29 protein-coding genes are annotated in these 26,818 nt (G+C 42.8%); 20 read left to right on the top strand and 9 right to left on the bottom strand.

Features of this window, described 5'->3' with window-relative positions:
• Nucleotides 1-155 precede the first annotated feature (155 nt).
• Nucleotides 156-1,370: a CynX/NimT family MFS transporter gene (locus tag C3420_RS01915; protein WP_103799765.1), complete on the top strand. Its 1,215-nt coding sequence runs from the start codon at nucleotides 156-158 to the stop codon at nucleotides 1,368-1,370.
• 28 nt (nucleotides 1,371-1,398) lie between these two features.
• Here the strand turns inward: C3420_RS01915 and gshB are convergent, their stop codons facing one another.
• Nucleotides 1,399-2,346, bottom strand: coding sequence for a glutathione synthase (gene gshB, locus C3420_RS01910; protein WP_103799766.1), 948 nt, complete (start codon nucleotides 2,344-2,346; stop codon nucleotides 1,399-1,401).
• A gap of 118 nt (nucleotides 2,347-2,464) precedes the next feature.
• Between gshB and C3420_RS01905 the strand changes: the two genes are divergently transcribed.
• The 4 genes from C3420_RS01905 to C3420_RS01890 all read left to right on the top strand — a co-directional run bounded on the left by C3420_RS01905 (nucleotide 2,465) and on the right by C3420_RS01890 (nucleotide 6,005).
• Nucleotides 2,465-2,674 (top strand): DUF3565 domain-containing protein, encoded by a 210-nt coding sequence (locus tag C3420_RS01905; protein ID WP_103799767.1) that lies wholly within the window; start codon nucleotides 2,465-2,467, stop codon nucleotides 2,672-2,674.
• A 172-nt stretch (nucleotides 2,675-2,846) separates the two neighbouring features.
• The gene (locus C3420_RS01900) at nucleotides 2,847-3,263 is read left to right on the top strand and encodes a hypothetical protein (protein WP_103799768.1); all 417 of its coding nucleotides are present in this window, start codon (nucleotides 2,847-2,849) and stop codon (nucleotides 3,261-3,263) included.
• Between the two features lie 41 nt (nucleotides 3,264-3,304).
• On the top strand, nucleotides 3,305-5,071 hold the full coding sequence (locus C3420_RS01895; RefSeq protein WP_103799769.1) for a copper resistance system multicopper oxidase: 1,767 nt from the start codon (nucleotides 3,305-3,307) through the stop codon (nucleotides 5,069-5,071).
• Entirely contained in the window at nucleotides 5,058-6,005 is a 948-nt protein-coding gene (locus C3420_RS01890) for a copper resistance protein B (protein WP_103799770.1), read from the top strand. Before C3420_RS01895 ends, C3420_RS01890 begins: the two co-directional genes overlap by 14 nt.
• A gap of 171 nt (nucleotides 6,006-6,176) precedes the next feature.
• Here C3420_RS01890 and C3420_RS01885 read toward each other — a convergent pair whose 3' ends face one another.
• On the bottom strand, nucleotides 6,177-6,509 hold the full coding sequence (locus tag C3420_RS01885) for a hypothetical protein (protein ID WP_008305775.1): 333 nt from the start codon (nucleotides 6,507-6,509) through the stop codon (nucleotides 6,177-6,179).
• A gap of 547 nt (nucleotides 6,510-7,056) precedes the next feature.
• Between C3420_RS01885 and C3420_RS01880 the strand changes: the two genes are divergently transcribed.
• The gene (locus C3420_RS01880; protein ID WP_004281299.1) at nucleotides 7,057-7,266 is read left to right on the top strand and encodes a cold-shock protein; all 210 of its coding nucleotides are present in this window, start codon (nucleotides 7,057-7,059) and stop codon (nucleotides 7,264-7,266) included.
• Nucleotides 7,267-7,730: 464 nt separating this feature from the next.
• Here C3420_RS01880 and pyrE read toward each other — a convergent pair whose 3' ends face one another.
• Entirely contained in the window at nucleotides 7,731-8,381 is a 651-nt protein-coding gene (pyrE, locus tag C3420_RS01875; protein WP_048882172.1) for an orotate phosphoribosyltransferase, read from the bottom strand.
• 40 nt (nucleotides 8,382-8,421) lie between these two features.
• Between pyrE and C3420_RS01870 the strand changes: the two genes are divergently transcribed.
• Both C3420_RS01870 and C3420_RS01865 read left to right on the top strand, forming a co-directional pair.
• Entirely contained in the window at nucleotides 8,422-9,240 is an 819-nt protein-coding gene (locus tag C3420_RS01870; RefSeq protein ID WP_008305777.1) for an exodeoxyribonuclease III, read from the top strand.
• A gap of 485 nt (nucleotides 9,241-9,725) precedes the next feature.
• Nucleotides 9,726-10,076, top strand: coding sequence for a Spx/MgsR family RNA polymerase-binding regulatory protein (locus C3420_RS01865; RefSeq protein ID WP_008305779.1), 351 nt, complete (start codon nucleotides 9,726-9,728; stop codon nucleotides 10,074-10,076).
• A 92-nt stretch (nucleotides 10,077-10,168) separates the two neighbouring features.
• Here C3420_RS01865 and C3420_RS01860 read toward each other — a convergent pair whose 3' ends face one another.
• Nucleotides 10,169-10,606, bottom strand: coding sequence for a DUF2147 domain-containing protein (locus C3420_RS01860; RefSeq protein ID WP_004813793.1), 438 nt, complete (start codon nucleotides 10,604-10,606; stop codon nucleotides 10,169-10,171).
• Nucleotides 10,607-10,764: 158 nt separating this feature from the next.
• On the opposite strand from C3420_RS01860, the gene C3420_RS01855 reads away from it, so the two are divergent.
• Nucleotides 10,765-11,676, top strand: a complete 912-nt coding sequence (locus tag C3420_RS01855; protein WP_005220538.1) for an alpha/beta hydrolase — start codon at nucleotides 10,765-10,767, stop codon at nucleotides 11,674-11,676.
• Nucleotides 11,677-11,959: 283 nt separating this feature from the next.
• On the top strand, nucleotides 11,960-13,162 hold the full coding sequence (locus tag C3420_RS01850; protein ID WP_103799771.1) for a GGDEF domain-containing protein: 1,203 nt from the start codon (nucleotides 11,960-11,962) through the stop codon (nucleotides 13,160-13,162).
• A gap of 42 nt (nucleotides 13,163-13,204) precedes the next feature.
• On the opposite strand, the gene dsbD is transcribed toward C3420_RS01850, so the two are convergent.
• The 4 genes from dsbD to C3420_RS01830 form a co-directional block, all read right to left on the bottom strand.
• Nucleotides 13,205-15,028, bottom strand: a complete 1,824-nt coding sequence (gene dsbD / locus C3420_RS01845) for a protein-disulfide reductase DsbD (RefSeq protein ID WP_103799772.1) — start codon at nucleotides 15,026-15,028, stop codon at nucleotides 13,205-13,207.
• Between the two features lie 18 nt (nucleotides 15,029-15,046).
• Nucleotides 15,047-15,802: a transporter gene (locus C3420_RS01840; protein ID WP_048882170.1), complete on the bottom strand. Its 756-nt coding sequence runs from the start codon at nucleotides 15,800-15,802 to the stop codon at nucleotides 15,047-15,049.
• Nucleotides 15,803-15,828: 26 nt separating this feature from the next.
• Complete coding sequence (locus C3420_RS01835; protein ID WP_004890821.1) at nucleotides 15,829-16,371, bottom strand: ankyrin repeat domain-containing protein; 543 nt, start codon at nucleotides 16,369-16,371, stop codon at nucleotides 15,829-15,831.
• Nucleotides 16,372-16,499: 128 nt separating this feature from the next.
• The gene (locus C3420_RS01830) at nucleotides 16,500-16,865 is read right to left on the bottom strand and encodes an HPF/RaiA family ribosome-associated protein (RefSeq protein ID WP_048882169.1); all 366 of its coding nucleotides are present in this window, start codon (nucleotides 16,863-16,865) and stop codon (nucleotides 16,500-16,502) included.
• A gap of 239 nt (nucleotides 16,866-17,104) precedes the next feature.
• On the opposite strand from C3420_RS01830, the gene puuE reads away from it, so the two are divergent.
• From puuE to C3420_RS01800, 6 genes are all read left to right on the top strand, one after another.
• Nucleotides 17,105-18,079, top strand: coding sequence for an allantoinase PuuE (gene puuE, locus C3420_RS01825; RefSeq protein WP_048882168.1), 975 nt, complete (start codon nucleotides 17,105-17,107; stop codon nucleotides 18,077-18,079).
• A 144-nt stretch (nucleotides 18,080-18,223) separates the two neighbouring features.
• Nucleotides 18,224-18,727: a 2-oxo-4-hydroxy-4-carboxy-5-ureidoimidazoline decarboxylase gene (gene uraD / locus C3420_RS01820; RefSeq protein WP_048882167.1), complete on the top strand. Its 504-nt coding sequence runs from the start codon at nucleotides 18,224-18,226 to the stop codon at nucleotides 18,725-18,727.
• Nucleotides 18,724-19,050 (top strand): hydroxyisourate hydrolase, encoded by a 327-nt coding sequence (gene uraH / locus C3420_RS01815; protein WP_048882166.1) that lies wholly within the window; start codon nucleotides 18,724-18,726, stop codon nucleotides 19,048-19,050. The genes uraD and uraH overlap by 4 nt, the downstream gene beginning before the upstream one ends.
• 39 nt (nucleotides 19,051-19,089) lie before the next feature.
• On the top strand, nucleotides 19,090-20,448 hold the full coding sequence (locus C3420_RS01810) for a nucleobase:cation symporter-2 family protein (RefSeq protein WP_048882165.1): 1,359 nt from the start codon (nucleotides 19,090-19,092) through the stop codon (nucleotides 20,446-20,448).
• A gap of 121 nt (nucleotides 20,449-20,569) precedes the next feature.
• Nucleotides 20,570-21,307 (top strand): outer membrane protein OmpK, encoded by a 738-nt coding sequence (locus C3420_RS01805; protein WP_005220527.1) that lies wholly within the window; start codon nucleotides 20,570-20,572, stop codon nucleotides 21,305-21,307.
• A gap of 78 nt (nucleotides 21,308-21,385) precedes the next feature.
• Nucleotides 21,386-21,904, top strand: a complete 519-nt coding sequence (locus C3420_RS01800; protein WP_048882164.1) for a GNAT family N-acetyltransferase — start codon at nucleotides 21,386-21,388, stop codon at nucleotides 21,902-21,904.
• A 127-nt stretch (nucleotides 21,905-22,031) separates the two neighbouring features.
• Here C3420_RS01800 and hpxO read toward each other — a convergent pair whose 3' ends face one another.
• Nucleotides 22,032-23,189, bottom strand: coding sequence for an FAD-dependent urate hydroxylase HpxO (hpxO, locus tag C3420_RS01795; protein WP_048882163.1), 1,158 nt, complete (start codon nucleotides 23,187-23,189; stop codon nucleotides 22,032-22,034).
• 216 nt (nucleotides 23,190-23,405) lie between these two features.
• On the opposite strand from hpxO, the gene alc reads away from it, so the two are divergent.
• The 4 genes from alc (at nucleotide 23,406) to C3420_RS01775 (ending at nucleotide 26,742) form a co-directional block, all read left to right on the top strand.
• Nucleotides 23,406-24,413, top strand: coding sequence for an allantoicase (gene alc, locus C3420_RS01790; protein WP_048882162.1), 1,008 nt, complete (start codon nucleotides 23,406-23,408; stop codon nucleotides 24,411-24,413).
• Nucleotides 24,414-24,666: 253 nt separating this feature from the next.
• Nucleotides 24,667-25,176 (top strand): ureidoglycolate lyase, encoded by a 510-nt coding sequence (locus C3420_RS01785; RefSeq protein WP_048882161.1) that lies wholly within the window; start codon nucleotides 24,667-24,669, stop codon nucleotides 25,174-25,176.
• Nucleotides 25,177-25,247: 71 nt separating this feature from the next.
• Nucleotides 25,248-25,970: a hypothetical protein gene (locus tag C3420_RS01780; RefSeq protein ID WP_008305805.1), complete on the top strand. Its 723-nt coding sequence runs from the start codon at nucleotides 25,248-25,250 to the stop codon at nucleotides 25,968-25,970.
• Nucleotides 25,971-26,037: 67 nt separating this feature from the next.
• Nucleotides 26,038-26,742 carry a phospholipase D family protein gene (locus C3420_RS01775; RefSeq protein ID WP_048882160.1) on the top strand — a complete coding sequence of 235 codons (705 nt, stop codon included), beginning with the start codon at nucleotides 26,038-26,040 and terminating at the stop codon, nucleotides 26,740-26,742.
• Nucleotides 26,743-26,818 lie beyond the last annotated feature (76 nt).

Here is a 26,818-nt window from a genome sequence, read left to right as displayed (position 1 = left end):
AATGAAGCGAAAACATTACAGCACTGATCACTATTTTTCAGACCTAAACTTAGGTCTAAACAGCATGAAATTTATTCTTTTTCTATGTTATTTATATTCTGAATAAATTCCATAAATTCTTTAATGAATTGATTTAACAGATAAAGCGATGACAGATGTCAAAAATTTCAGTGCATGACAGCTGGGTGATCCTGGCAGGTTATCTGGCTGCTATTCATGTCGGCAAACTCTCTGCGGTAATTCCAATTTTGCAGCAGGACTTAGGACTCAGTTTTACCCAAGCAGGTTTTTCCTTGTCTCTGGTTCAAGGTGCAGGCATGCTGTTTGCTCTCAGTATTGGTGCATTCTCTGAAAAATTTGGTCTAAAACGTTGCCTGATTCTGGCGCTAACGATTCTAGGGTTCAGCAGTATTGCCGGACTCTGGATTCAACATGTCGCTGCATTATATTTTTTTCGTTTTACTGAGGGCATCGGCTTCCTGACCATCTCCCTGTGTGCACCAGCCATTCTGAAAAGGATCAGCCGGCCAGAACATCTGAATTTCAAGATGGGATTGTGGAGTTCCTATATGGGTGTAGGGGTGAGTCTAGCCGTTCTGTGTATTCCGATATTGCTGGAATGGCTGCAATGGCAGACTATCTGGGTTTTACTCGGTGGATTGTGTCTGTTGATTGCCTTAATGGTACATCGTTATCTGCATCTTGAACCGCAAGTACCCACCTCTGAAACCGCATCATCATCGGCTATCAGTTCTTCTTTTTGGGAAATTGTTCGGGTCACCATTACTCATCCACCAATTTTATGTCTGGCGGTAATTTTTGCCTGTTATACCAGTCAGTGGCTGACTGTAATCGGCTTTTTACCGAGTATGTATGTCGCGAATCAGATTGATTTAAAAACTGCAGGTATGTTGGCTTCACTGGTCGTGGTTTCCAATCTGGGTGGTACCTTTGGTGCCGGTATGCTGTTGCAACGTGGCTGGCAGCCGAAAACCCTGCTCTGGACTGGTTTTATCAGCATGATGCTGACCAGCTTTCTGGCCTTTGCCGCGCGTTCCTGGTTGATGCTGGAATTACAGGTACTGAGTGCTGTATTGTTTTCACTGATTGGCGGAATTATTCCTACGACTGTTTTTGCCATTACCCTGAAATATGCACCTCAGGCCAATACCGCGGCAGCCAGTGTCGGCCTTGTTCTTCAAGTTTCGGCATTTGCACAGTTTTTTGTCCCGCCACTGAGTGCATCACTGGTTTCTGCGACCGGACAATGGGCCAATATTGCACTGGTTACTGCCTGCCTTTCGATACTCGGTCTGATGATGAGCAGCTATCTGTTCCGACGGCATGGTAAATACAAAGAGCCTCAATAGAGGCTCTTTGTATTTATGACTGCAAATCTTAGGCCTGCTTGACCCCTGCTTCCAGCACATCAAACAGGTCATCCGCAATCGAAGTCCCAAACTGGGTATCAATTTCACGGATACAGGTTGGGCTGGTTACGTTAATTTCAGTGACATAGTTACCAATCACATCCAGGCCCACGAAGACCAGACCTTTTTCACGTAAAAATGGGCCAACTTTTGCAGCAATGGCTTTATCATTTTCAGTTAAAGGACGCGCTTCCCCCAGACCACCTGCTGCCAGGTTGCCACGCACTTCACCATTTTGGGGAATACGTGCCAGACAGTAAGGTACCGGTTCACCATTCACCATCAAAATACGTTTATCGCCTTCAATAATTTCTGGAATATAACGCTGTGCCATGATGGGCTGAGTCCCATTATTGGTCAGGATTTCGATAGTCGAACCGATATTTACTCCGTCCTGATACAGACGAAAAATCCCCATTCCCCCCATGCCATCTAAGGGTTTAACGATGACATCACCATGATCTTTAATGAATTCACGTATCAGGCTTTGTTGTGAAGTCACTAAAGTTGGTACTTGCAGTTCCGGGAACTGGGTAGCAAACAGCTTTTCATTACAGTCACGCAGGCTTTGCGGCTTGTTAATGATCCAGGCACCTTCACGTTCGGCCTGTTCCAGGATATAAGTTGCATAGACAAAATTCATGTCAAAAGGTGGGTCTTTACGCATTAATACCACATCATATGCCGCGATGGATTCTTTACGCTTTTCACCTAATTCATAGTAATGATTATAGTCTTCAAACACCTGTAGTGGTGAGATCAAACCAAATGCTTTACCCTGATCAATATACAAATCTTGCTGTAATGCATAACCCAGTTCATGACCACGGCGTGCGGCTGCCCAAAGCATCGCCATAGTTGAATCTTTTTTCAGGTTTACATTTTCGATGGGATCCATCACAACAAGTACGCGCATATTTCTGTGCTCTATTTTCAAAATGAATTTGGCAATCAGTATAGCCGAGATTATTCTTTTGTTTATTCAGATTTTGCATGAGTATGTATGCATTCTTGTGTTAAGGATGAATCTAAAGATGTTACAAGCTATCGTCGGTTTTCATTTAGATGAGGAAAATCATTGGATCGCTGAACTGGCCTGTGGACATGGTCAACATGTACGGCATGATCCGCCCTGGCAAAACCGTCCCTGGGTTATGACTGAATCAGGTCGAAGGGAAAAACTGGGCATAGAACTGGACTGCAAAAAATGTGAGGAAACACAGCAGTCCGATAAAGATGAGTGATTAGAATAACCCTGACTACTCATCACAAGCTTTCTAATTTTTTAAATAAATCTTTCAGCTTCTTTGGAATATTTAAGCTATCTGCATTGTTAAGTGCTCCTGTATTATTGCCAAATCCCTGCAGAACTTTTATGCTTAAAAATAATACGCATTCTGCGATTCAAGGTGCTTCGTGCTGCAACGCTTTTTTCAACAGGCCTGGTTTATCCTGCTGATGGTTTTTGCCATCGGCTGGGGCACTATGTCTGTAGCATCCGCGAACTCCATGCATCTGATTCAAATGCAACAACAGCCTTGTGCCAAACAAATGGTACATGGTGATCAGCACGCCTCACAGATGGCTACCATAGAACATGCAACGTATGCTCCCGCTTCTCAACACTGTGATAATCAAGCTTCGACTCAACAACATGAATGTCTCGATTGCAGCTTTAGTGCCTGCCAAAGCATGATGAGCTGGTTAAATACCGAACCGCAGCCGTTGACTATATTGCACCCCTACGAAGCCAATACCGAACTTTCTTTCCCTTATACTGCCCGTCACCTTAGCGGTTACTGGCAAGATATTCTCCGTTCTCCCAAAGCTTGATCCTGAATTTTTAAATTTTTTTATTCATTAAGGATTAAGTTATGTTGCTTAAAATCAGTCAAAGCCTGTGTCTGGGCTTCGGTCTCATCTCGTCGTCTGCCTTGTTTGCAGCCGTAAAAGAATATCATCTGGTCATTGATGAAAGCCCGATCAATCTCACCGGAAAGACGGTCAAGCGTATCACTGTAAACGGAAAATTCCCTGCACCCTTGCTGGAATTTGAAGAAGGTGATGATGCAGTCATTCATGTACAAAACAACCTGAACAATCAGGATACCTCGCTGCACTGGCATGGCCTCCTCCTGCCCGGGCTGATGGATGGTGTCCCCGGATTTAACGGTTTTCAGGGGATCAAACCGAAACAGTCTTTTACTTATCGCTTCAAGGTTCGTCAAAACGGCACCTACTGGTATCACGCACATTCCAAAGGTCAGGAACAGGACGGCCTCTATGGCGCATTGGTGATTCGCCCCAAAGCACAGACATTACTACCTCCACATGAACAAACCGAACGGGATTATGTGGTGATGCTGTCGGATTTTCACGAACAGGGCAGCCAGCAGATTCAGAACAATTTAAAAAAATCGGCCGAATATTATCAGAACCAGCGCGAAACCGTTGGCGATGTATTTAAGCAGGTAAAACGTGACGGTCTCAAGGCCACCTGGTCAGACCGCAAGATGTGGAACCAGATGCGTATGCTGAAAACCGACCTATCTGATGTTACCGGTTATACCTTTCTGGTCAATGGAAAAACGCCGCAACAAAACTGGAGTGGCCAGTTCCAGCCCAATGAAAAAGTCCGCCTGCGTTTCATCAATGCTTCTGCCATGTCGTTTTTCGATGTGCGTATTCCCCAGCTGAAAATGACCGTGGTCAGTGCCGATGGACAACCGGTGCAGCCGGTCAATGTAGATGAATTCCGTATCGGAACCGCTGAAACCTATGATGTGATTGTGGAACCCACTGCAGCGCATTACCAGATTGAAGCGGAATCGATCGACCGCTCAGGCTTTGCCATTGGCAGTCTGCATCAGGCAACTGATTCAAGCAAAGCCCCGGCTCCGGTTCAATTACCAACACCGCGCCCTCGTGCCTTATTGACCATGGAAGATATGGGACATGGCGAACAACATGACATGTCACATGACACACACAGCAGTCAGACCATGCAGACTGCCACAAGTGAACATGATCAACATGCCCAGCACGACATGCATGCAAGTCATAATGCCATGTCCGGAACCAATCAGCCTCATCAGCCGGTTGAGGGCTGGGCCAATATGTCTACGCCTGCAGGGCACAAAGCCTTGCAATATCAAGACCTCAAAGCCCTGACACCACAACCTGATACCCGCGCAGCAGAACGTGAACTGGTGATTCGTCTAGGTGGAACCATGGAGCGCTACATCTGGACCATGAATGGTAAAAAATTCAGTGATGCCGAGCCACTTCAAGTGAAATATGGCGAGCGGATCCGGCTGAAATTTATCAATGACAGCATGATGGCCCATCCGATGCATTTGCATGGCATGTTTATGCAGCTGGAAAATGGTCAGTCTGCTGCAAATATGCCAAATAAACACACCGTGATTGTGCCGCCCGGGAAAACGGTCACGACCTTGCTCACAGCAGACGAACTGGGAGAATGGGCGATTCACTGCCATCTGCTCTATCACATGAGTGCCGGCATGATGAACAAGCTGATTGTGGCACATGTAGATGAAGATCAAACATCTCACCCTTCTTCACAAAAAATGCCTTCAAAACCAGCAGCTGCTCAAGGAGAAAGCCATGCACATCACTAATCTTTTTGTAAAGTCAGTGCTCAGCAGTGCGCTTACCCTAAGCAGTCTGAGTATTTTTGCGGCAGCTTCTAGCGATCATACAAGCCATGCTGAACATCAGCATCATAGCGGACATCATGCCATGCAAAACATGGCTTATAACCACTCACAGCATACTGGAACAGCAGATGCCTCATCCTATCAACCGCCACCAAAGTTATTGCATCAACAGCAGGTGCTGAGCACGCCACAAAATTCAGTCAGTTCTGCCAGCGAACATGATCATCGTAAAGAACATGGTGCACAGATTTATAGCCAGATTATTCTGGACCAGAAATGGCAGCATAGTTCAGAGAGAAATGGAGCATTCAAGTCCAAGAACCAGGCGAGAGTCGGCACGGATGAAAATAAAATCTTCCTCAAGTTAGAAGCCGACAAACATGAATCCCATCAGGCCGAATATGATGCCAAAGTGTTGTATAGCCGCAATATTTCCGATTTTTGGGATGTGCAGACCGGGGTGCGCTATCGACAGGAAAATTTAGCCGAGCCTGCTACACAACGGCAGAACGAGCGCTTCGATGCAGTATTTGGCCTGCATGGCCTGGCCCCCTACTTTTTCGAAACGGATGCTCATGTCTATGTCGGTGAAGATGACTTTGTCGGATTAAAACTGGAAACAGAGCGTGACCTGTTACTGACTCAGAAACTGATTATGCAACCCTTTGTCGAACTGGATGTCATCCTGAATGATCAGGCAGCTAATGCGAAAAAAACCGGTCTTAGTCATGCGACCTTGGGCCTGGAAACACGCTATGAACTGAGCAAAAAGCTCATGCCTTATCTGGAAGTCGGTTATGAATATAGTAAAGGCAACCAACAGACAGCCTGGCAGCAAAGTTCAGATTCAGAAAAAGGCTGGATCTATGGTGCAGGTCTAAGAATAATGTTCTAAATTTTTGATACAGAAAATTATGCAGCTACGGGATATGAAGCTCCATTCATGTCCCGTAGCGCTATGACACTATATATTTGGCTGAGGAAGATTTTTTAATCCTATGAACTGTACATGCAATGCTTTTCTGCACTTTCCCGCTCATTAAGACACTTGTTATTTTGCGAAAAACTAGTCTTCATCGCCTTGATTTCTACTGTTACTTTTAGCCACCAAAGTGCCTAACATAATGATGAAGGTACTCACGCCGCCAATTAACAGGCTCATCAGCCCCATTTCCAACATAAAATTACTATCGCCAGTCTCAGAGGCACCCCATAGAAATTGAAGACGATCGCCAAAAATAAAATTGATCACACATACAATCAGAAATCCAATCAAGGTGGCAATCAGTAAAGTGACCACCAAGTTCTTCCACATTTTACATCCGACGAACAGGATGATCATGGCCAGTCCAACCATGGTGATGATGGATATAAGTAACACACTGTTCCAGTAATCCATGAGACTCACTCGTATTTGGTTTTAAATTAAAATTAAGAAATTCTTATAGTTAATTTTTCCAATTGAATTTTAATATAGGTGGATTTTTATACATGAGCAATGACGATAACTATCTTAAAGCTACAAATGTTAATTTACCCAAAGTTATAAAATACACTGACTTAGTAAAATCTTGCTGAGTACTGAACGATTCTGATTAACATAAAGTAACGTAAACACAACGTGTATTTATTGTTTAGCTTCGTTAAAGCTCAAATACAACTGATAAAGTTCAAGCAAACCAGCTTGAAATTCTTTAAAAAAGAAGAATTGAGCCACTTTTATAAGAAAAATAAATAATAAATATAAAAAAATTGAATATTTTCTGATTTAGGCTATGCTGTCTTTAACTAGAAAAAAAGCGTTGTTTAGTTAAGCTTCTTTAAGTGCCGCAGTATTATTTATAATCCTCAGTTTTTTCAGATCTTTATTTCAATTCTTGTTGTTTTTCCAAGTTATCCATAGTCATTTCTATGACTAAAATTATTAAAATTTAACAGGTTATATTATATCTACTACAGTTACCGGTACAGTAAAATGGTTTAACGAAACTAAAGGTTTTGGTTTTATTCAACAAGAATCAGGTCCTGACGTTTTTGCACACTTTAAAGAAATCAGCAGTTCTGGTTTCAAAACTTTGTTTGAAGGTCAACGCGTTTCTTTTAGCGTGGTTGATGGTCAAAAAGGTCCAAATGCGATCAATATCGTTGCGCTATAATTTAGCCCAGCAATAAAAAAAAGTACCTTTAGGTGCTTTTTTTAGCACTGAAGATTTATAATTTTGGTGAAAGATTTTCTGCTTCTCTGTTTAGCTCATCAACAGTGAATTTTTAAGAATCATGTTTCTAAATCATTGCTGTTCTAAGCGTTGCTCTATAAAGAAATAGAAATGAAAAACCCCTGGTATCCTGCTAGGGGTTTTCCGTATGGATTCGCTTGGTATAACTCCTGTCGTACCTTACTTTCCTTGTATTTATCTATTGTTATTCTTGTGCGGAACGTCCTGTTCCTGTTAAAGCTATCATAGGAAATTTCCACCATTCAAAACAGCTGCAAAATGCTGGAATTAATGTAAGCCAATGCTTACAAAAATAGACAGAGATAATAAATTTCAAATACTTAGAAAATCGAGTATCTATAAAAAAAGGAAGCACAAGCTTCCTCTTCTATGCCAATCTAGGCTTAGATTCCGTATTTAACACGGTAATCTTCCATTTTTGCTAACGCTTCTTTGTCACCTTTAGTATCCAAGTAATCCATTAAGTCTTTCATGGTAATCAGTGCATGCACCGGAATTTCCAGTTCTTTTTGTACTTCCTGAATCGCAGAAAGCTCACCCTGACCTTTTTCCTGACGGTCTAATGCGACCAGCACACCCGCGATTTGCGCACCGGCATTTTTCAGAATAGTGACCACTTCACGAATTGCAGTACCTGCTGTAATCACATCATCAATGATCCAGACTTTTTTACCTTCTACAGCAGCACCAACAAGTACACCACCTTCGCCATGATCTTTGGCTTCTTTGCGGTTAAAGCCCCAAGGCACACTCACGCCATGATTTTGCGACAATGCAACTGCGGTTGCCGCCACAAAAGGAATGCCTTTATAGGCAGGACCAAAGATCAATTCAACATTGTCACATTCAGTCAGTTTTGCTGCATAGCCAGATGCCAGGCCAGTCAACGCTTCGCCATCATTCAGCAAACCTGCGTTGAAAAAATAAGGACTCACACGACCTGATTTTAAAGTAAACTCACCAAATTTAAGCACACCGCGTGATAATGCGAGTTCGATAAAAGCTTGCGAGTTAAACTGAGCTGGCGTTGACATGAGGTGCTCCTAAATCCATTAATTAAGGTAAGACTTGCGCATGATACCAAAGAGTAGCTATCCAGGTGATCAAAAAATTCTTCGTGTCGTTTCAATTAATGTCAACGGCTTACGTTCATCTGTCACCAAAGGTCTATTGGAATGGATAGAACAGTCTGATGCCGACGTGATTTGCATGCAGGAAAGCCGGATCACGCATGCGCAGTGGACGGACAAATTCAAGCCTGAAGGCTGGTACACGCACCTGTTTCCTGCCGAGCGTCCGGGTTATGCCGGTACGGCCATTTATAGCCGTCTGCCTTTTGTATCTTTAACTGATGGCCTGGGTTTTGAACTGGCCGATTCACAAGGCCGTTTTATTGCTGCCGAATTTGACTTAGGTTTAGATAAAACTGCACATATCTGTTCGCTGTATCTGCCATCCGGTTCATCGGGTGATGAAGCACAGGCACGTAAAGATCATTTCTTGGATGAATATAAAAAGATCCTGAAACAATGGCGCGATGAAAATAAATCGGTGATTGTCTGCGGTGACTACAATATCGTGCATAAACGCATCGACATTAAAAATTGGTCAGGTAACCAGAAAGCCTCGGGTTGCTTGCCACATGAACGCGCCTGGCTGGATCACATCTATGATGATCTGGGCTATGTCGACACTTTCCGTGAAGTACGCAAAGAAGCTGAGCTATACTCATGGTGGTCGAATCGCGGCCAGGCCCGTGCCAAAAACGTAGGCTGGCGAATTGATTATCAAGCCTGTTCACCCGACTGGAAAGAGCGTACCGTAAATGCCTGGGTGTATAAGGATGAATGGTTTAGTGACCATGCTCCAGTAATTATTGACTACAAACTTTAATCCAATAGATAAATTCAGTGAACAATTGTTCACTGAGTTGGTGTTAATCACTTACATAACAAGACGTATTAACAGCTATTTTTAGGGCTAAATACAGAGCATTATATTTACACGGCACAAGGACATGTCAGGATGACAACAAAAGGACAGGAAGCCGTAGGAAGAAATAAAACAGACTACAAGATTTAGCTTGTTTTGCATGGATGTGACATCGGACGTTGAGATGAGACCCGCATAATCAGGATGATTAGATGCGGGTTTTCTCATTTTAGCGCCTCTATAACATTATCAGCTTCTCATTTCTTTTTATTCTGCGTCCTTATCTTTATCACTATTTTGCACAAATCAGATGTCAATTTCATGACATTCCTGTATCTGCTATGTATCTATTTTTATCTCATTTTTTACTTGAGTTTTGTTTCCTACTCATGGTTGTAATCATTAAAGTTCGCTAAGCTACAGTAAAATTTAGATGGGTGATGATCATGTTGAAGATCTATGGAATTAAAAACTGTAATTCAATGAAGAAAGCATTTGATCTGCTAGGTGAACTGGGTTTGAGCTATGAGTTTCATGACTATAAAAAACAGGGAATCGATGCTGAAACTTTAAAGACCTGGCTGGATACATTGGGTCAGGAAGTTGTGCTGAATAAAAAAGGTACCACCTGGCGCAAACTCAGTGAAGAAGAGCAGCAAACCGCTTTGGCAAATGAAGAAAATCTGCTTGTTGCCTTAATGACTCATACCAGTCTGATTAAACGTCCAATTCTGGCAACTGGTTCAGGTTTGATCGCGGGTTTTGATGAAACTGCCTATCGTGCGTTGAATAATTAAAGCGAACTGATAATAAAGTTCAATATAGCAACCGATTTATAGCCATAAAAAAGCCTGACAATCGTCAGGCTTTAACAGTCTCAGACTCAGAATCAGTTCGCACGAATCCAGGTCTGGTTACGGCCCAGCGCAGCTACACCAATAAAGCCACGTAGTTGCAGCTTCTTGCCACCATCAGCCAAGTTACCTTTTAGCTTATAAGTCTTACCTGATTGTGGATCAAGAATCGAACCACTTTCATAGTTGGTACCGCCAACATTTTTCAGACCTTTAACAATGGTCAGGCCTTTCAGAGATTTGTTGTGATATGGACCTTCACATTTTGTGCAGGCATTTTCTTCACCTTTGGTCAAAACCTTCTGAATGCTGGCACTTAACGTCCCATTGCTTTGTTCAGTAAATTTTACAATCGCCTTTGGCTGATTGGTTTTGTCATCAATTGTTTTCCAGACTGTTCCGTTTAAAGGATCTGCGGCATTCGCCAATGCACTTAAACCCAGTAGTCCTAACATAAGCGCGATTTTTTTCATTTTTGTTTCTTTCCCTAAGTCTGTGAGTAGACCGTTGTAGTATTAATTAAGTCACAACAATTTTTCAATTTCTGGATGTGACTATCTAGTGTAACCTTGTAAATATTGTTGGTAAATAACATACCAGACCAATGAAAACATAAAAAGATGGAAAGAAAATGAAGATTAGTCCCCTTACGAAACAGTTAATTACAGAAACGATTTTAAAGACTTCCATCCGTAAACCCAGCCAGTTTAATCTCCCGCCTGCTGCGCTTAGAAAAGCCCTTGAACAGTTCTGCAAACTTTTTCCTGTAGACAAAAATGTTGAAATACGATCCTTAAAACTGGCAGGCCTGAATGCAGAAGAAATCAAGCCTCAACAAGAAGCTACCCAGCTGATTTTCCATATTCATGGGGGTGCTTTTTATTTGGGTTCAATGAAGACCCATCGTGCTTTTATGAGCCAGATTGCTGCCCGTACCCAAATGCAGGTGCTGCATGTAGATTATCCACTTGCTCCTGAAGCACCTTATCCAGCCGCACTGGATGCCGTTTTCAATGTGTATATGCAACTGTTAGATCAAGGCGTGCAAGCCAAAGATATCATTCTCTCTGGAGATTCTTGTGGGGCAAATCTGGCATTGGCGCTAGCCCTAAAAATTCAGAAACTGGAACTCCCTCAGCCCAGTGGTTTGATCCTGCTTTCTCCCTTTGTTGATCTGACCCTGACCAGTGAATCCTTGCGCTACAATCAGGTACATGATGCCCTGTTATCCATTGAAACATTAGAAAGTGGCATTCAATACTATGTACCTTCGTCAATCGAGCATGGCAATCCTGAAGTATCACCTTATTTTGCCGACTTAACTGGTCTGCCACCCATGCATATTCAGGTCGGTTCCAAGGAAATTTTGCTGGATGATGCGCAGCGTCTCCGCGATAAGGCCCTCGCAGCAGGGGTTGAAGTAGAGTTCAAGCTATATACAGGTATGTGGCACAATTTTCAGATGTTTAGCGCCTGGTTTGATGAAGCCCGACAATCTCTGGCTGATTTGGCCGACTTCGCACACCGTCTGGATCAGGACTAAATGCCCAGCTTTTATATTTTTCAATTTTCAGGATGGTGCGGGAAAATTTTCTATTTGGTAAATATTTAAAAAGCCAGACACATCACTGTGACCTGCCCATCCTGTAATCTTTTTGCATGTTACAACGATCTAAATTTCAAACTTTACTAAAATGACCCAGCTGTACAAAATATAACCGTTCTCTTTCGCAGTATATTCATGTTATCTTAAGCCCAAGAAATAAAACATTTTATTTATTACGATATTTATAATTTAGAATGGTCATTATAGGACACAGCCTTGTATGAAGCGTATTTCGCCTGCTCTGCAAGCTATTTTCAAGTATAAAATTACCAAGTATCTGGTTGAAGAAGAAGTGGTGATGAATTGGGGGATACTGAAAAAATGTATCCTCATGCTTGTACTTGGCTGTGGTATCCATCTCAGCTGGATGCTTTGGGATATCTTTGTTTTACTCAGTCCTGAATATTGGCAATATGTGGATATAAGCGTGGCAAAAATGCAGATTATCCTCAATAGCCTGTTTTTACTGATTCTGCTTTGCCTGATTTATCCCTGTTATAAATTTCGAAATAACACCCGCGTCGAACGTTATCTGCCCTATATCTCAGTCGGCATCTTTGTGGTTTCCCTTTGCCGTGATGCCTATATTGTTGGTGTCGTCAGTCCAGTGGCCATGATTGCCTATGTGAGCCTGATTACAGTAGGGCTGGTCCTGTTTTCTCGAACGCTGGTATATAGCATGCTGATTCCAGCTTCAATTTTTCTCAGTATTTGCGGTTATTTGAGCTATACCGGTCAGCTTACTTATTCACCACTTTTTACCATTCCAGGCAAACTGTTCTATAACGGTTTCTGGCTGGTATCCATGTTGTATTTTATTCTGCCTATTCTGACTATCTGTATGATGCTGTTTGAAATCCTGCTCAGCCAGTGGCGACACCGTGAAAAACTGATTCAGCACCTAAGCCAGATTGACCCATTAACCAATCTGTTTAACCGACGTAGTATCAATCAATGTCTGGATAAACTGAATAGCGTGAAACTGGAAAGTTATGCCTTAGTTTTGTTAGATCTGGATCATTTCAAGAGAATTAATGATTATTATGGGCATCATAAAGGTGATGAAACCCTGATCCGGGTCAGTGAGGTGCTCACCTTGCTGCTACGTGAAAGTGATGTGGTTGGCCGTTTTGGTGGTGAAGAATTTATTTTGATCCTGAAAAATTCCAATCTGGAAAAGGCGCGTCAGGTTGCAGAACGTTGCCGTGCTGCAATTCAGCAGCTGGAAATTTATAGTGATGATGGTCAGCGCATTCATGTCACTGCAAGTTTTGGTATTGCATTATCTAGTCCAGAACTTCGCCCACAACAGTTATTGAGTCAGGCAGATAAAGCCCTGTATCAAGCCAAAGCGAGTGGTCGTAATCTGGTTAAAGCTTATAACACTACACTTGATGGCGGGATGCAACTGCATCATTCGTGATTTAATTGACTTTTCCATAATTGCATACTGCATAAAATTATTTTATTGCGCTTGAACAAAACGTTCTATTTGTTCTAATAATTCAGCTTCAGTAAAAGCCCCAGTCAAACGCAAGCCACGAATTTCCTGTTGCTGATCATTCAAGAAGAGATATGTCGGTGGACCCAGAATTTCCCACTGATTTAACAGTGCTTGATGCGTTACATCATAATGACTGAGATCCAGTTTGATCAGAAAATACGGCGCCAAAGCCTGCTGTACCTGAGCTGATTTTAGCACCCGGTGTTCGATAGGCTGACAGGCCACACACCAGTCGGCATAGACATCGATAATAACTCGCTGCCCTTTTGGTACTGTAGCCAGTAACTGCTCAAAATCAGCAGCAGTCGCTGCGATATGCCAAGTCGCCTGTTGCTGAGCAGTTTCAACAAAGAAGCGCTGACTGTGCTGATACTGACTATAAATAATATACGGCACTGCCGTTGCCAGGCAGATAATATACAACCATCGCAGTCCGCTATTTTTCCAGAACAGCCGTGCCAATATGTAGGCCACAAAGCTTAAGCCCAACCCAAGAGAGAGCCACTGTAGTGCTGCTTCTGAAATCAGGGGGCGAATAAAATACAATGCCAGCGCCAGCATGATAAAGGCAAACAGAACCTTAACTTGATTCATCCAATGTCCCGCTCTAGGCAATATACGCGAACCGAGAACACTGGCTAGTAGCAAAGGAGTTCCCATACCAAAGCCTAAGGTAAATAGAAGCAAAGCACCCTGCCACTGACTTTGGGTTTGAGAAATAAACAGTAATGCCCCTGCCAGCGGTGCTGTCATACAAGGACCCACCAACAGTGCTGACACCATGCCCATAATACTGGCACTGACCAGAGTCCCGCCCTGTTGCATGGCTTGAACCTGATCCAGTCGATGTACCAAACGCTGTGGCAACTTGATTTCAAACAGACCAAACAGGTTGAGGGCAAAAGCCACAAATAATAAGCTAAAGGCAATTAAAGTAGCGGGCTGCTGTAGCCAGCGCTGGAAATTCAGTCCGGCAGAAGAAGCAATCAAGCCTAGTACTGCATAGACCAGAGCCATACTGGTGACAAAGCACAAGGCAACCATCCAGGCCTGCATTCCGCGTCGATCCCGCACAATCAGTGAGGTCAAGATCGGTAACATTGGCAAGGAACAAGGCGTGAAAGCCAGCAGCATACCTAAGCCAAAAAACAGCAACAGGCCATAGCCTAATGAACTTTCTGCCAGTTGTTCAGACCATTTCTGGTCTTTGGCAGCAAAGCTGGAGCCATCCTTATTATCTAATGTACTCACCTCGACAGATTCAGAACTATTATTCAGAATAGTATTTTTCTGGTCTGATGAATTACTCAGATCAAGTAACCGTTTAGAACCGCCTTCTGTAGGCTGATACTGTACCAAGCCGGATAGATCAGTCTTAAATTCAACCGTTTGTGGCGGATAGCAGAGCCGATCTTTGGCACAACCTTGCCAGGTCACCTGATAGGTTTGCAAGGCTTGTGTCGGAATATTGAACTGTAATTGTTGATAGTAAACCTGAGTCTGACCGTAATTATCATCATGCAGGTCTTCAGCAGGTGGCAAATCCAGTTGCAGTATTTGGCCACCCTGCTGAACTTCCACCATATGCTGATAGATATAATAGTTGTCTGGAATTTCCCAGCTGAGTTCCGCCTGCTGCGGACTGCTGGAAACCACCGTAAATGGAAAAGCCTGATCAGGCGACAATAAAGGTGCTTGCGCCTGTACTGCACAACTTAGCAGCAGGCTCCCGAACAGGATTCGGCAGCCAGATCTACTCCAGGCTTTCAGTTTTTCGGCATCCATGACGACTGGTCAAAACTCCTAGAACAGGAAGGCTACGCCCAGACCTGAGGTATAACTCTTATCAGTACCATTCAGATCCACGCCCACGCTGGCATCCAGCTGAACACGATCATTCAGGGCATACATTACGCCTGTACCCAGCCCATATTCATAATCTTGGCTTTCAGCCTTACGATAGACAAATTCCGAGAAGCCTGACCATTTGTCAGTAATTTTATATTCCAGTGTCGGTACGGCCTGGATGGCCCACTGATCATCCTGCCATTCATAGCGCATGGTAATTGAAGTATTGACCAGATCATTATATTGATAAGCCACAGCTGAACTTAAACTATAAATATCTTCTTCATTACTAAAGCCTGGATTACCTGTCGCAATCAGTGCTTCAGCCAGTAAGGCCATTGAAAGTCGCTCATCATCCAGATCAATAGCTTTCTTCAGACCAATACTGACATCACCGAGACCATCATCTTCTGATTTAATACCATCTATTTTACTTTTAGACCAAGATGGACCCTGCCAGCCCAGTTGTAATTCCAGGCTGTCACTTAAACCGGTACGCAACAACATATCAGCATTGAGTGTGGTGCTATAGTCATTGCCTGATTCAACATAGCTGGCAGAAGGCAGGCCCTGTTCCCAGGCTAACTGCCCTACTGGTATCGTCGTCGTGCTAAACCCCGTGCCTGGACGGTCGAAAGCAAAATCTGCAGCAAATACCTGCGCGCTCACACTTGCCAGTGCCACAAAACCCAATGTCTTTAATGTTGTCATAGATTGCTACTCTTTCTTTTTAAGTCTTAACCGAGTTCTTTGGACATCTTCGCGCCACGGCTACGCAGCAGTTCCAGTGTCTGCTTTTCTTCTTCCAGTGCTTCTGCCCAGTTAACTTCATCAAAGTCACAGTCAAAGAACAGATCACAGATTGAAGATAGAATCGTCAGACCGTCTTCATCCCGGGTATTTGGATCGACATTTTCATCCAGTAAACGTTGTACGGCAGGTACACAGGCAGCACTGGCAGCGTCCCAAAGTGGACCATAAATTTCTTCGGCATCCCACAGGTGCAGATTCACTTTGGCTGCAATCAGGGCATCCAGAATATCAAGATGCACTTGAAGCTTCTGTTGTTTTTCTTCGTTAGATAGAACATTGCCTGCTTCATAAGCCTCACAAACTTCTTCCCACCACTTGAACAGACCATCTGACCAGACAGAAATGACCGGGCCTTTTTCCATATCAATAAAATTTGGGTTGAGTCCATCTGCCAGGAGCTTTTTCACCTGATTCAGATCCAGTTCTTCGAGTGCTTGCACAAAAAGCTGTTGTTGCGCAGTTAACATGATGGAGCTCACTTCAATTCGTTTTCGACTATTATGCCGAATAAAGCAGGATTTGTTTTATTCTCATTCGTTTATTTTATCTAAAATTGAAAAAAGCCCCGTAGGGGCCTTTTTCATCTGCAAACTTTTTATTCTTCTATATCTGTAACCATTTCTTCGGCAAGTTTTAGCGGATTACCACGCACATTGTCTTTTTTCTCAATTACATGTTCCAGGCTGCGTTTTAAACGATCAATGGCCCCACGAATTGCGGTATCAATATTGTGACCATGATGGTTGACCACAATTGGCTTCAAGCCAGCAGGACGTGCTTCGATCATGCAGCGAATATCATCATCGCCACCTTTTGCGGCATTTTCATCACTAAGATGCACGGAGAAATGGGTAATACGCTCACTGTGGCGCTGGAATTCCTGATTTAATTCGGTACGAACGTAAGTAATTAGACGATCACTATTGCGAATATTTTTATCGGTACGGAGTTCAATGTTCATAAAATACCATCCTCAAATCATTGTAACTTTTTAGTGCAGATTTTTTATCTTGGCACGTTTGTAGCTTGCTGTTTTGTATTGCATTTCACTTCTTCAAATCGTTTTGGATTAACCCTCCACATTGAATGATGAACACATTTTTGAGTCTGCAGAACCGTGTCCTTATACCTTGAATATCGGTCCTCTCTTAAAAATATGCAAGTGATATTTTGATTTTTTTAGCAAAAGGACAACCAATAGTGACTACTGCTTACTTACGCGGAAAACAATTGATTGAAACGATACAAAAGCAAGAATATTCACGCGATTTAATCGGCTATCACGGCAAACCACCCCCTGCACAGTGGCCCAATGCTGCCCGGATCGCGGTACAGTTTGTATTGAACTATGAAGAAGGCGGTGAAAATCATGTTGAACATGGTGATAGCGGTTCCGAGCAGTTTCTGTCCGAAATCGTGGGGGCTGCCAGTTTTCCAGCAGTACATCGCTCCATGGATTCAATGTATGAATATGGCTCACGTGCTGGTTTTTGGCGTATTCATGAGGAGTTTCAAAAACGTGGCTGGCCTATGACAATTTTTGGAGTCGGTATGGCACTGGCTCGTAATCCTTATATCGTCGAGGCCATTAAGGCGGCTGATTATGATGTGGTCTCACATGGTCAGCGCTGGTTGCATTATCAGGATATGGAGATTGAAATTGAACGTCAGCATATGGATCAGGCCTTAAGTGTGCTGACTGAACTCTTTGGTGAAACGCCAATTGGCTGGTATACCGGACGCGATAGTCCCAATACACGTCAATTATTAGCTGAATTTTCTCAGATTAAATATGACTCTGATTATTATGGTGATGACCTCCCATTTTGGAGCACCTTAACTGAACCAAATGGTCAAAAACGCTCTCATTTGATCATCCCCTATACATTAGAGTGCAATGATATGAAGTTTAGCTCTCCGGGTGGTTTCAATTCAGGTGAGCAATTTTACCAATATTTAAAAGATGCCTTTGATGTGCTCTACAGTGAAGGGGAAACTGCACCAAAAATGATGTCAATTGGCATGCACTGTCGCCTGCTCGGACGTCCGGGACGCTTCAAAGCCTTGCAGCGCTTTATGGATTATGTACAGAGCCATGACAAAGTATGGATCTGTCGTCGCAACGATATTGCACAGCATTGGTATACGCATCATTTTCCTGCGCACCAAGATTAATCATTCACTCAAATCATCCAAAGAGAGCCTCATGCTCTCTTTTTTTATTTTGACCTTTTGGTTGCCCCCCTATTAGGCGATTTTCAACAATTTGGCATTGTTATTGCAATTTCCAGTGAGAAATATGGATAACAAACTTTAATTATGCAATTAACTGAATTTAACCAGGCATCTGACAGCGATATTGAACTGCTGCTCAAGCAGTGTGTGCATATTGACCGTTGGGCTAAAGAATTAAAACAGCAACGACCTTTTACTTCATGCGATGAGCTGCTCGAAGCTGCCAAAAGACAGGCACAGACCTGGACTTGGGAAGAAATTTACAAGGCGCTCGCAACCCATCCTCGGATTGGTGAAAAGCAGGCACAGACTGCTTTAACCGCCAAAGAAGAAGGTTTTTCCGAACGGGAACAGGCCTCGATTTCACAAGATGAAGAAACTCAAGCCGCTTTGCTAAAAGGCAATCTGGCCTATGAGAAAAAATTTGATTTCATCTTCCTGATTCGCGCAGCAGGTCGTAGTAGCGAAGAGATTCTGACAGCATTGAATTACCGCCTGGTGAATGACCTGGATACTGAAAAGCGTATTGTTCATCAGCAACTTTTAGAAATTGCTTTGTTACGTCTGGCACAGGAGATTGATTCATGATCAGCACCCATATTCTTGATACTCATCTGGGTAAACCTGCAGCCGATGTTGAAGTCAAATTAATGGATGCCACAGGTCAGGTATTGGCGACTGCTAGCACCAATAATGATGGCCGGGTACTGGTACCGGATTTTGGCTTAGACAGTATTCATGCCGGTGACTACTGCATCGAGTTTGCGACCAAAGCCTATTTTGATGCCCAAGGCCTGGCTACCTTTTTTCCAAAGGCTGTGATCCATTTCAGCATTTTAGATGCTGCTCAGCATTATCACATTCCATTACTCATCAGCCCTTTTGCTTATTCGACCTATCGCGGTAGTTAAGTTAGCCCGCTCATTATTCAGAATAGAGAAGGATTTTATATGTCAGAACAAGAAAAAACTGTCTCACCCGAACACGAATTTTTAGGGGTTGGAAAAAGTGCGGCTTATGGCTTGCAGCATGTATTGACCATGTATGGCGGTATTATTGCCCCACCCCTGATTGTGGGTACTGCTGCAGGCCTGAGTGGTATGGAAATCGGTCTGTTGATTGCCGCAGCACTATTTGTAGGTGGCCTGGCAACGATTTTACAAACAGCAGGCGTAAAATATGTCGGTGCTCGTTTGCCTTTGGTACAAGGGGTATCTTTTGCTGGCGTAGCCACTATGGTGGCGATCGTGACCACCGGAGGAGGATTGCAGGCAGTCTATGGCGCTGTAATTGTCTCTGGTCTGATCGGTTTCTTCCTGGCACCCTATTTCTCTAGAATTATCCGGTTTTTCCCACCGGTAGTCACTGGCTGTGTGATCACCATCATTGGTCTGTCCTTACTGCCAGTTGCAGTACGCTGGATGATGGGTGGCAACAAAAATGCTGAAAACTGGGGTAGCGCAGAAAATGTTAGCTTGGCGCTAATGACCTTAGCTATTGTGATTTTGCTAAATTTATCCCGCAATGCCACAGTACGTCGTTTGTCCATTCTGCTATCTATTGTATTAGGAAGCATAATTGCAGGTTTAATCGGTTTTGGTGACTTTTCTAAAGTGGCAGATGGTGCATGGTTACAATTCCCAAGTTTTTTTGCTTTTGGCATGCCTACTTTTGAACTGACAGCTATTCTTTCCATGTTGATTGTGACTTTGGTAATCATGACTGAAACCACGGCTGATATTATTGCAGTTGGTGAAATTGTTGGCACCAAAGTCGATGCTGACCGTATTTCTGATGGCTTGCGTGCGGACATGCTATCGAGTGCCGCAGCCCCTATCTTCGGTTCGTTTATGCAAAGTGCTTTTGCACAGAATGTTGGACTGGTAGCGATTACTGGAGTTAAGAGTCGTTTTGTTGTGACCGCAGGCGGCATTATTCTGGTGGTACTGGGCTTGCTACCAATTATGGGCCGTTTAATTGCGTCTATTCCCGTACCGGTGCTGGGGGGTGCAGGCTTGGTGTTATTTGGAACAGTTGCAGCCAGTGGTATTCGTACCTTAGCGAAGATTGACTATAACGAGCAAAAGAACCTGATCATTGTAGCAACGTCAATCGCTGCCGGCATGGTGCCTATTATTGATCATAGTTTTTATGCAGATTTTCCAAAATGGGTTCAAACTTTATTCCACTCTGGTATTAGTTCAACCTGTTTAATGGCCATTTTACTGAATATCTTATTCAACCATTTAAACTGGTTTAAGACTAAGACTTTGGCCAATGCTGAACCGGCAGTAGATAGCCACCACTAAACCTGGGTTAAAAAAGTTGGTCGGAATATTGCATATAAATTTCAGTTACCGGTCAATTTTCACTTTATTTTTACTTATTAATCTGTATGCTTTATCTGCTTTCTTGGGGGAGAGATTTTAAATGAAACTTAAACAAATCGTAGCACTTTGTGCATTGGCTTCTACTGCGGCTGTTACTCAAGCAGCACCTATCTGGCAAGACTTTAGCTTAACAGGTCTGTATGGTGAAAACTATGCTGTCCCTTTTGCAGGTGATGACAACAAACAGACCACGATTACTGCTGAATATGCAGCAGGTCTTAAGTATGGCGATTTTTTTGCTTTTGCTGACCGTAGTAATACTGACTTTGGTAATGAAACCTATTTCGAAGTTGCACCACGTTTAAGCCTGGGCGCTGTAACAGGTCAAAAACTTGAATTGGGTCCAATTAAAGACGTTCTTATCGCGACAACTTGGGAAGGCAGCGCTAGCGCTAATACTGACTTTAACAACTATTTATATGGTATTGGTTTTGCACTTGATATTCCATACACAAGTTATGCGAATATCAATTTCTACAAAGCTGACAACGATGACACACCAGATGATTATCAAATGACCATCACTTATGCAGTGCCATTTAAAATCGGTTCTGAAGAATTCCTGGCAGATGCTTTCCTGGATTGGTCAACTGCTGAGAAAAATGGTCACGCAAGTGAATTGAACTGGACATCTCAGTACAAATGGAATGTAGGCAAACACATTTCTCCTGAGACTAAACTTTACCTTGGTATTGAGCATTCTGTCTGGAATAACAAATATGCCATTAAAGGTTTAGATCAACACGATGTCAGCGCTCTTGTGAAGTATCACTTCTAAGAGATGTTATCTTAAAAGCAGAACTTCGGTTCTGCTTTTTTTTATTTCTTTAATTTAACTTAATCAGTAGGTGGTTCAATGAGTGCAGTTCAGATCCGTACAGCCAATATAGACGACCTTGAAAGTATCCTTAATATTTATAATCAGGAGATTATCAACGGTACTGCCACCTGGAACCATACTGCGATGGCATGGTCAGATATACAGGCCTGGTTCAAAACCCTTCAAGATCAGAACTATCCGGTACTCGTTGCAGAACATCAGCCTACAGCTAAAGTCATTGGCTATGCCAATTATGATGAGTTCCGTAGTATTCAGGGTTTCTCTAAAACAATTGAACATGCGGTCTTTCTCCATCCTGACTACACTGGTCAAGGGATAGGAAAACAGTTGTTATTGCGCTTAATGGAAATTGCCAGCAGGCAGGGCATACATATCATGGTGGCAGCAATTGATTCGGAAAATATAGCCTCCATTCATTTGCATCGAAAACTTGGCTTTATTCAAACGGGTTATATGCCACAGGTGGGAGAAAAATTTGGTCAGTGGCGTGATCTGGTCTTGCTTCAGCTGAACCTGGATCAAAATTCACTTTAGATTTTTCTATATTAAAAACTGACTGCAACAAGAAAATACAGAGATAAAAAAAAGGGCTTACGCCCTTCTGCTGATCAATCATTGTTATTATTTTATATGCTTATTATCATGAATTTTCATACAAGTTTCAGTCCAAAGGGTTACCGATAATATTGCTAATAATGCCTTTCATAATATGTGGGCCATTTTCACGACGTAATTCTTCATACCATTCCATTGTTACCTCTTTATCTTTCATATGAGTGACATCACAGCGCTTACGCGCACGCAGCACCAGTTCATTCGCACGTTCATTGCGTTTATTCTGATAGCGACGTAATGAGTCCTGTAATCCCAGTGTATTGATCTGAAGTGCACGAGCCAGATAGATTGCATCTTCCATCGCCTGGCAACCGCCTTGACCAATATCCGGCGTTGTACTGTGGGCTGCATCGCCGACAATGACGACATTGCCTTTATAAAAATCGGCAAATGGTTCGATGTCATGAATTTCGACACGATTGGTACGCTGCTCATCAATTGCCTCAATCAGCTTTTGAACCTGAGGACACCAGTCTTTAAAGTATTCTTTGAGTAATGTTTTATATTGGCTACGCTCATTCTCTAGCCCTACTGGCAAGGGCACATCAAAAAAGAAGTAGAAACGGTTATTTGCAACCGGCATCAGTGAAGCACGTTTACCCTCACCGACAAAAGTGGTCCATTGATCAGCAGGGGCTAAATCTTCCGATACCTCAACCAGACCATTCCAGTTCACATAACCGGCATATCGACGCGATACAGTTTCACCGAGCACATAAGCGCGGGTCATGGAATGGGTTCCATCGGCACCAACCAGCAAGTCTGTTTGAATTTCTGAACCATCTGCAAAGCTAACGGTGACCTGTTGTCCATCATCATTGAGCGCCACCATTTTTTTACCGAGATGAATATCAGCATGACCAAATTCATCCATCAGCATATTCTGTAATTCGGCACGAGAGACCGGATATGGACGCTGTCCTACTTCTTCAATCAGCGGATAAAGGCTGAACTGGGTCATCACATCGCCAGTCAGACCATCAACATAAGCCAGATTATCCATCTGCCCGCCCAGTTGGGCGACCTGATCAGTTAAACCTAAATAATTCAGGCATTTCACCCCATTGGACCAGAGAGAAATCGCAGCACCCACAGGCAAAATCTGTTCGGCCTGCTCATAAATGCTGACCTGATGTCCGAACTTCTTTAATGCAATGCCTGTGGTTAAGCCCGCCATCCCGGCGCCAATAATGGTGATATTCATTGTTCCCCCTAAGTTCATAAATGTTGATCCATCTCAGGGAGACAAAGCGAAAAGTGTGCCATTTTCCGAATAGTTTCAAATACCCAGATTTAAGTTGGCACATGCTGTGCATTATTTTTTAAAGAACTGCCTTGTTTTGGGGAGAAAAAACAGGGCATTGGCTATGTTTAGCCTGTAAGAAATGACAGTTGAATAAATTTAGAATGGAAGATTGATATGGCGACCCTGTTTGCACCTGCTTTTGAAATACCTGCACAGTTACAGCAACTTACTAATCTGGCAGATGAGCGTATTGGTGCAAAAGTATTGCAATGTTCAGATGATTTTTTTGCTGAAGCACAACGCATGCTCCAATTTACAGCACCTATTTTTGTCGAAGATAAGTTCGATGATCATGGTAAATGGATGGACGGTTGGGAAACCCGCCGCAAGCGTCATGCCGGCTATGACTGGGCAATTGTAAAGCTCGGTGTTGCGGGAAAAATTAGTGCACTGGATATTGATACCACTTTTTTTAGTGGCAACTATCCTGCCTCTGCTGCAGTTGAAGCCTGCTATGCACCAGATCAGAACCTGGAGCAGGTTGAATGGCACCAAATTTTACCAAACAGTATATTAGGCCCAAGCCAGCATCATATTTTTCAAATTGCTTCAGAAAACACTTATACCCATTTGCGTTTAAATATTTACCCGGATGGTGGTGTAGCCCGTCTGCGCGTTTATGGGGAGGTCCAGATTCAGTTAAAAGACAGTAATGAAACTCTGGATCTGCTGGCACTGGAAAATGGCGGCCGTGTGATCGCCTACAGTGATGCGCACTTTGGTCATCCACGTAACCTGATTAACCCAGGCCGTGGCATCAATATGGGCGATGGCTGGGAAACCAAACGTCGCCGTGCTCCAGGTTTTGACTGGTGTATTCTGGCTTTAGGCCAAGCTGGAAAAATTGAAAAAATTGATATTGATACTGCACACTTCAAAGGCAACTATCCAGCAGAAGTCTCCATTCAAGCTGTCTATATAGAAGATGCGACTGATCCGCAACTGATTCCACAAAGTATGTTCTGGCCTTTCCTGCTTGAAGCCCAGCCCATGCAGATGGATCATGTGCATAGCTTTATCAATGAAATTCTGGCACATGAAAAGATTTCACATATCCGTGTGAATATGATTCCTGATGGCGGTATTAGCCGTATCCGTTTATGGGGAAAGGTAGCTGATTAATGCGATTGACCCTCCCTCTCCACAGGATGGTCAATCGAACAGCTGTTTTAACAGATGGCAGTGGACCTGATCTCAGAATCGGGTTCACTGCCAAACTTATCCCTACCTTCTGACAGATCAAATCCGCTCATTTACTTTCTACTCACATTTTCCTCAAAGTATCCTTCTTGCTTACTTAATATACAGGGATAAAATAGTGAGATTAATCAAGAAAGTCTTGTCATAAAAATACGAGCAAAAGGAATATAAAAGAATGAAAAATACCATCCAAATTCAGCTATTAACCAGTGAAAACTTTGCTCGTTTTGGTGAAGTCATCAGCTGTCAGGGTAATGACTATTTCCATATCAACGATGCACATACCGAGCGTTATCATGCACTGGTGATGACTGAAATTATGGGAGATGCCAAAGCGGGGATCAGTATTTTTAGAAATATTAAAAGTACTCAAATTCCTTTTGAAATCTCCATGCTGGAACGCCATCCGAATGGTTCTCAAGCCTTTATCCCCATGCAGGGACAAAAGTTCCTGATTGTCGTTGCGCCAAGTTTGGATACAGATACTCCGGATCTGTCTCAGCTTTGTGCATTTATTACAGATGGGACACAGGGGGTCAATTACCGGGCAGGTACCTGGCATCATCCCCTGCTGACACTAGAGGAACCCAGTGATTTTGCCGTGGTCGACCGGATTGGTACCGGACATAATTGCGATGTATATCAGTTTCCTGAAACTTTCAAAATCGAAGGAAATCTCTTCTAATCACAAGACCAATATTTACTTGAAGTATGCTGTGTGTTTTATTCAGAATAAGAATTAAAACTGAGCAAACCATGTATAAATCTTTAGCTGCTATCGCCCTGACTGCTTTGAGTCCTCTTTGTTTTTCAGATACCCCCTTTCAACAGGAATTACGGGCTGGCTGTGCCAAAGTCAAAAGCTATGCAGCCACTGGCAAGCAATTCTATGATCAGAAACAGTATGCTCAGGCCGTTGAACAGTTTGAACAACAGGCAGCATGGTCAAGCTTTTGCAGTATGAATGTAGAAGATGGGGGCATTGCTTTTACCGAGCACGCAATTAGTACTGCGTTTAATAATGTTGGTCTGAGTTATGCCAAACTAGGCAAACCGCAATGGGCACGTGCCTGGTTTTCTGTCTATCCTGACGCTAAAAACAGCCAGTTCAACTTGAAACAGCTTCCTGCCCCAAGGCAAAGTTCTCACCTGTCTGGAAAATATGTACGTTACGCGGGTTTTGGGCAATGGAATACTATTGAAGTGAAACGTACTGCAAAGTCCTATGCAATAGAATTTAATGGCTTATATATGGGAATTCGCAGTCTGATTTATGGACCGAATATCGGTGAATTCCAGACCACCATGCCATTTAAGAAAACTCAAACCAGCTATCGTGCAGATGACTGTAAAATTGATTTGGATTTTAAATTTGATTCAAAAGTTGGGCAGCAGCTTCATGTAAAAGAAACTAACATCATGAGTTGTGGTTTTGGTCATAATGTGTCGGCGAGTGGAGTTTATTTGAAAGTTGAATAAATCTTCAATTTTATAAAAATTATCATTTAATATACCGCAGACAATAAAAATAGATTAGAGGGAAACGATGGCAAAATTTTTAAATACCAGCGCAACGAATTTCTTCCTGGAAGAGCTGATTAAGAGTGCAAAAGAACGTTTAATCCTGATTAGTCCATACTTGCGTTTGAATGATCGAATTAAAGAATTATTAGAAGATAAAGATCGGCTAAAAATTGATATTCGCATCGTATATGGGAAGAGCGATCTACATCCAGAAGAGATTAAATGGCTGCAAAAACTTGATTATGTCCGTCTTAGTTTCTGTAAGAACCTACATGCTAAATGCTATCTCAATGAGTCTGAATGTATTATCTCAAGCTTAAATCTCTATGAGTTTAGTCAGGTCAATAATAATGAGATGGGCATTCTGGTTCGCAAATACGAAGATGATATTGTCTTTAAAGAAGCCTACGAGGAAGCTCAGCGGATTATACGTATCAGTGAAGAAGTCCGAATTAGTCTAGATGAAGTGAAAAATGAATCTGGTTCTAAAGAAACTGAGGTAGATGAAGAAAGTAATACTTTTTCTAGACTTACCACGTCTAAACTCGCTGCAAAGCACAAAATTAAAACAGCTGATTTACTCGATAAGATGACAGAGAAAGGTTTTCTAAAACTCAATGAAAATGGTAAACACCTTCTAACTGAGCAAGGAAAAGAAATTGGTGGTGAGTTTAGACCAAGTCAGTATGGCGGCTATTTCCTCTGGAATGAAAATACCGAGATCTAAATAAAAATTTTAAGTCTCCTCTCCTTCTAGGAGAGGGTTAGGGTGAGGTCGTAAATCCTCCAAAGATTCCTATACT

The sequence above is a fragment of the Acinetobacter sp. ACNIH3 genome (assembly GCF_002918965.1).
Lineage (GTDB): Bacteria > Pseudomonadota > Gammaproteobacteria > Pseudomonadales > Moraxellaceae > Acinetobacter > Acinetobacter schindleri.
This window is presented reverse-complemented; position numbering and strand designations above follow the sequence as displayed.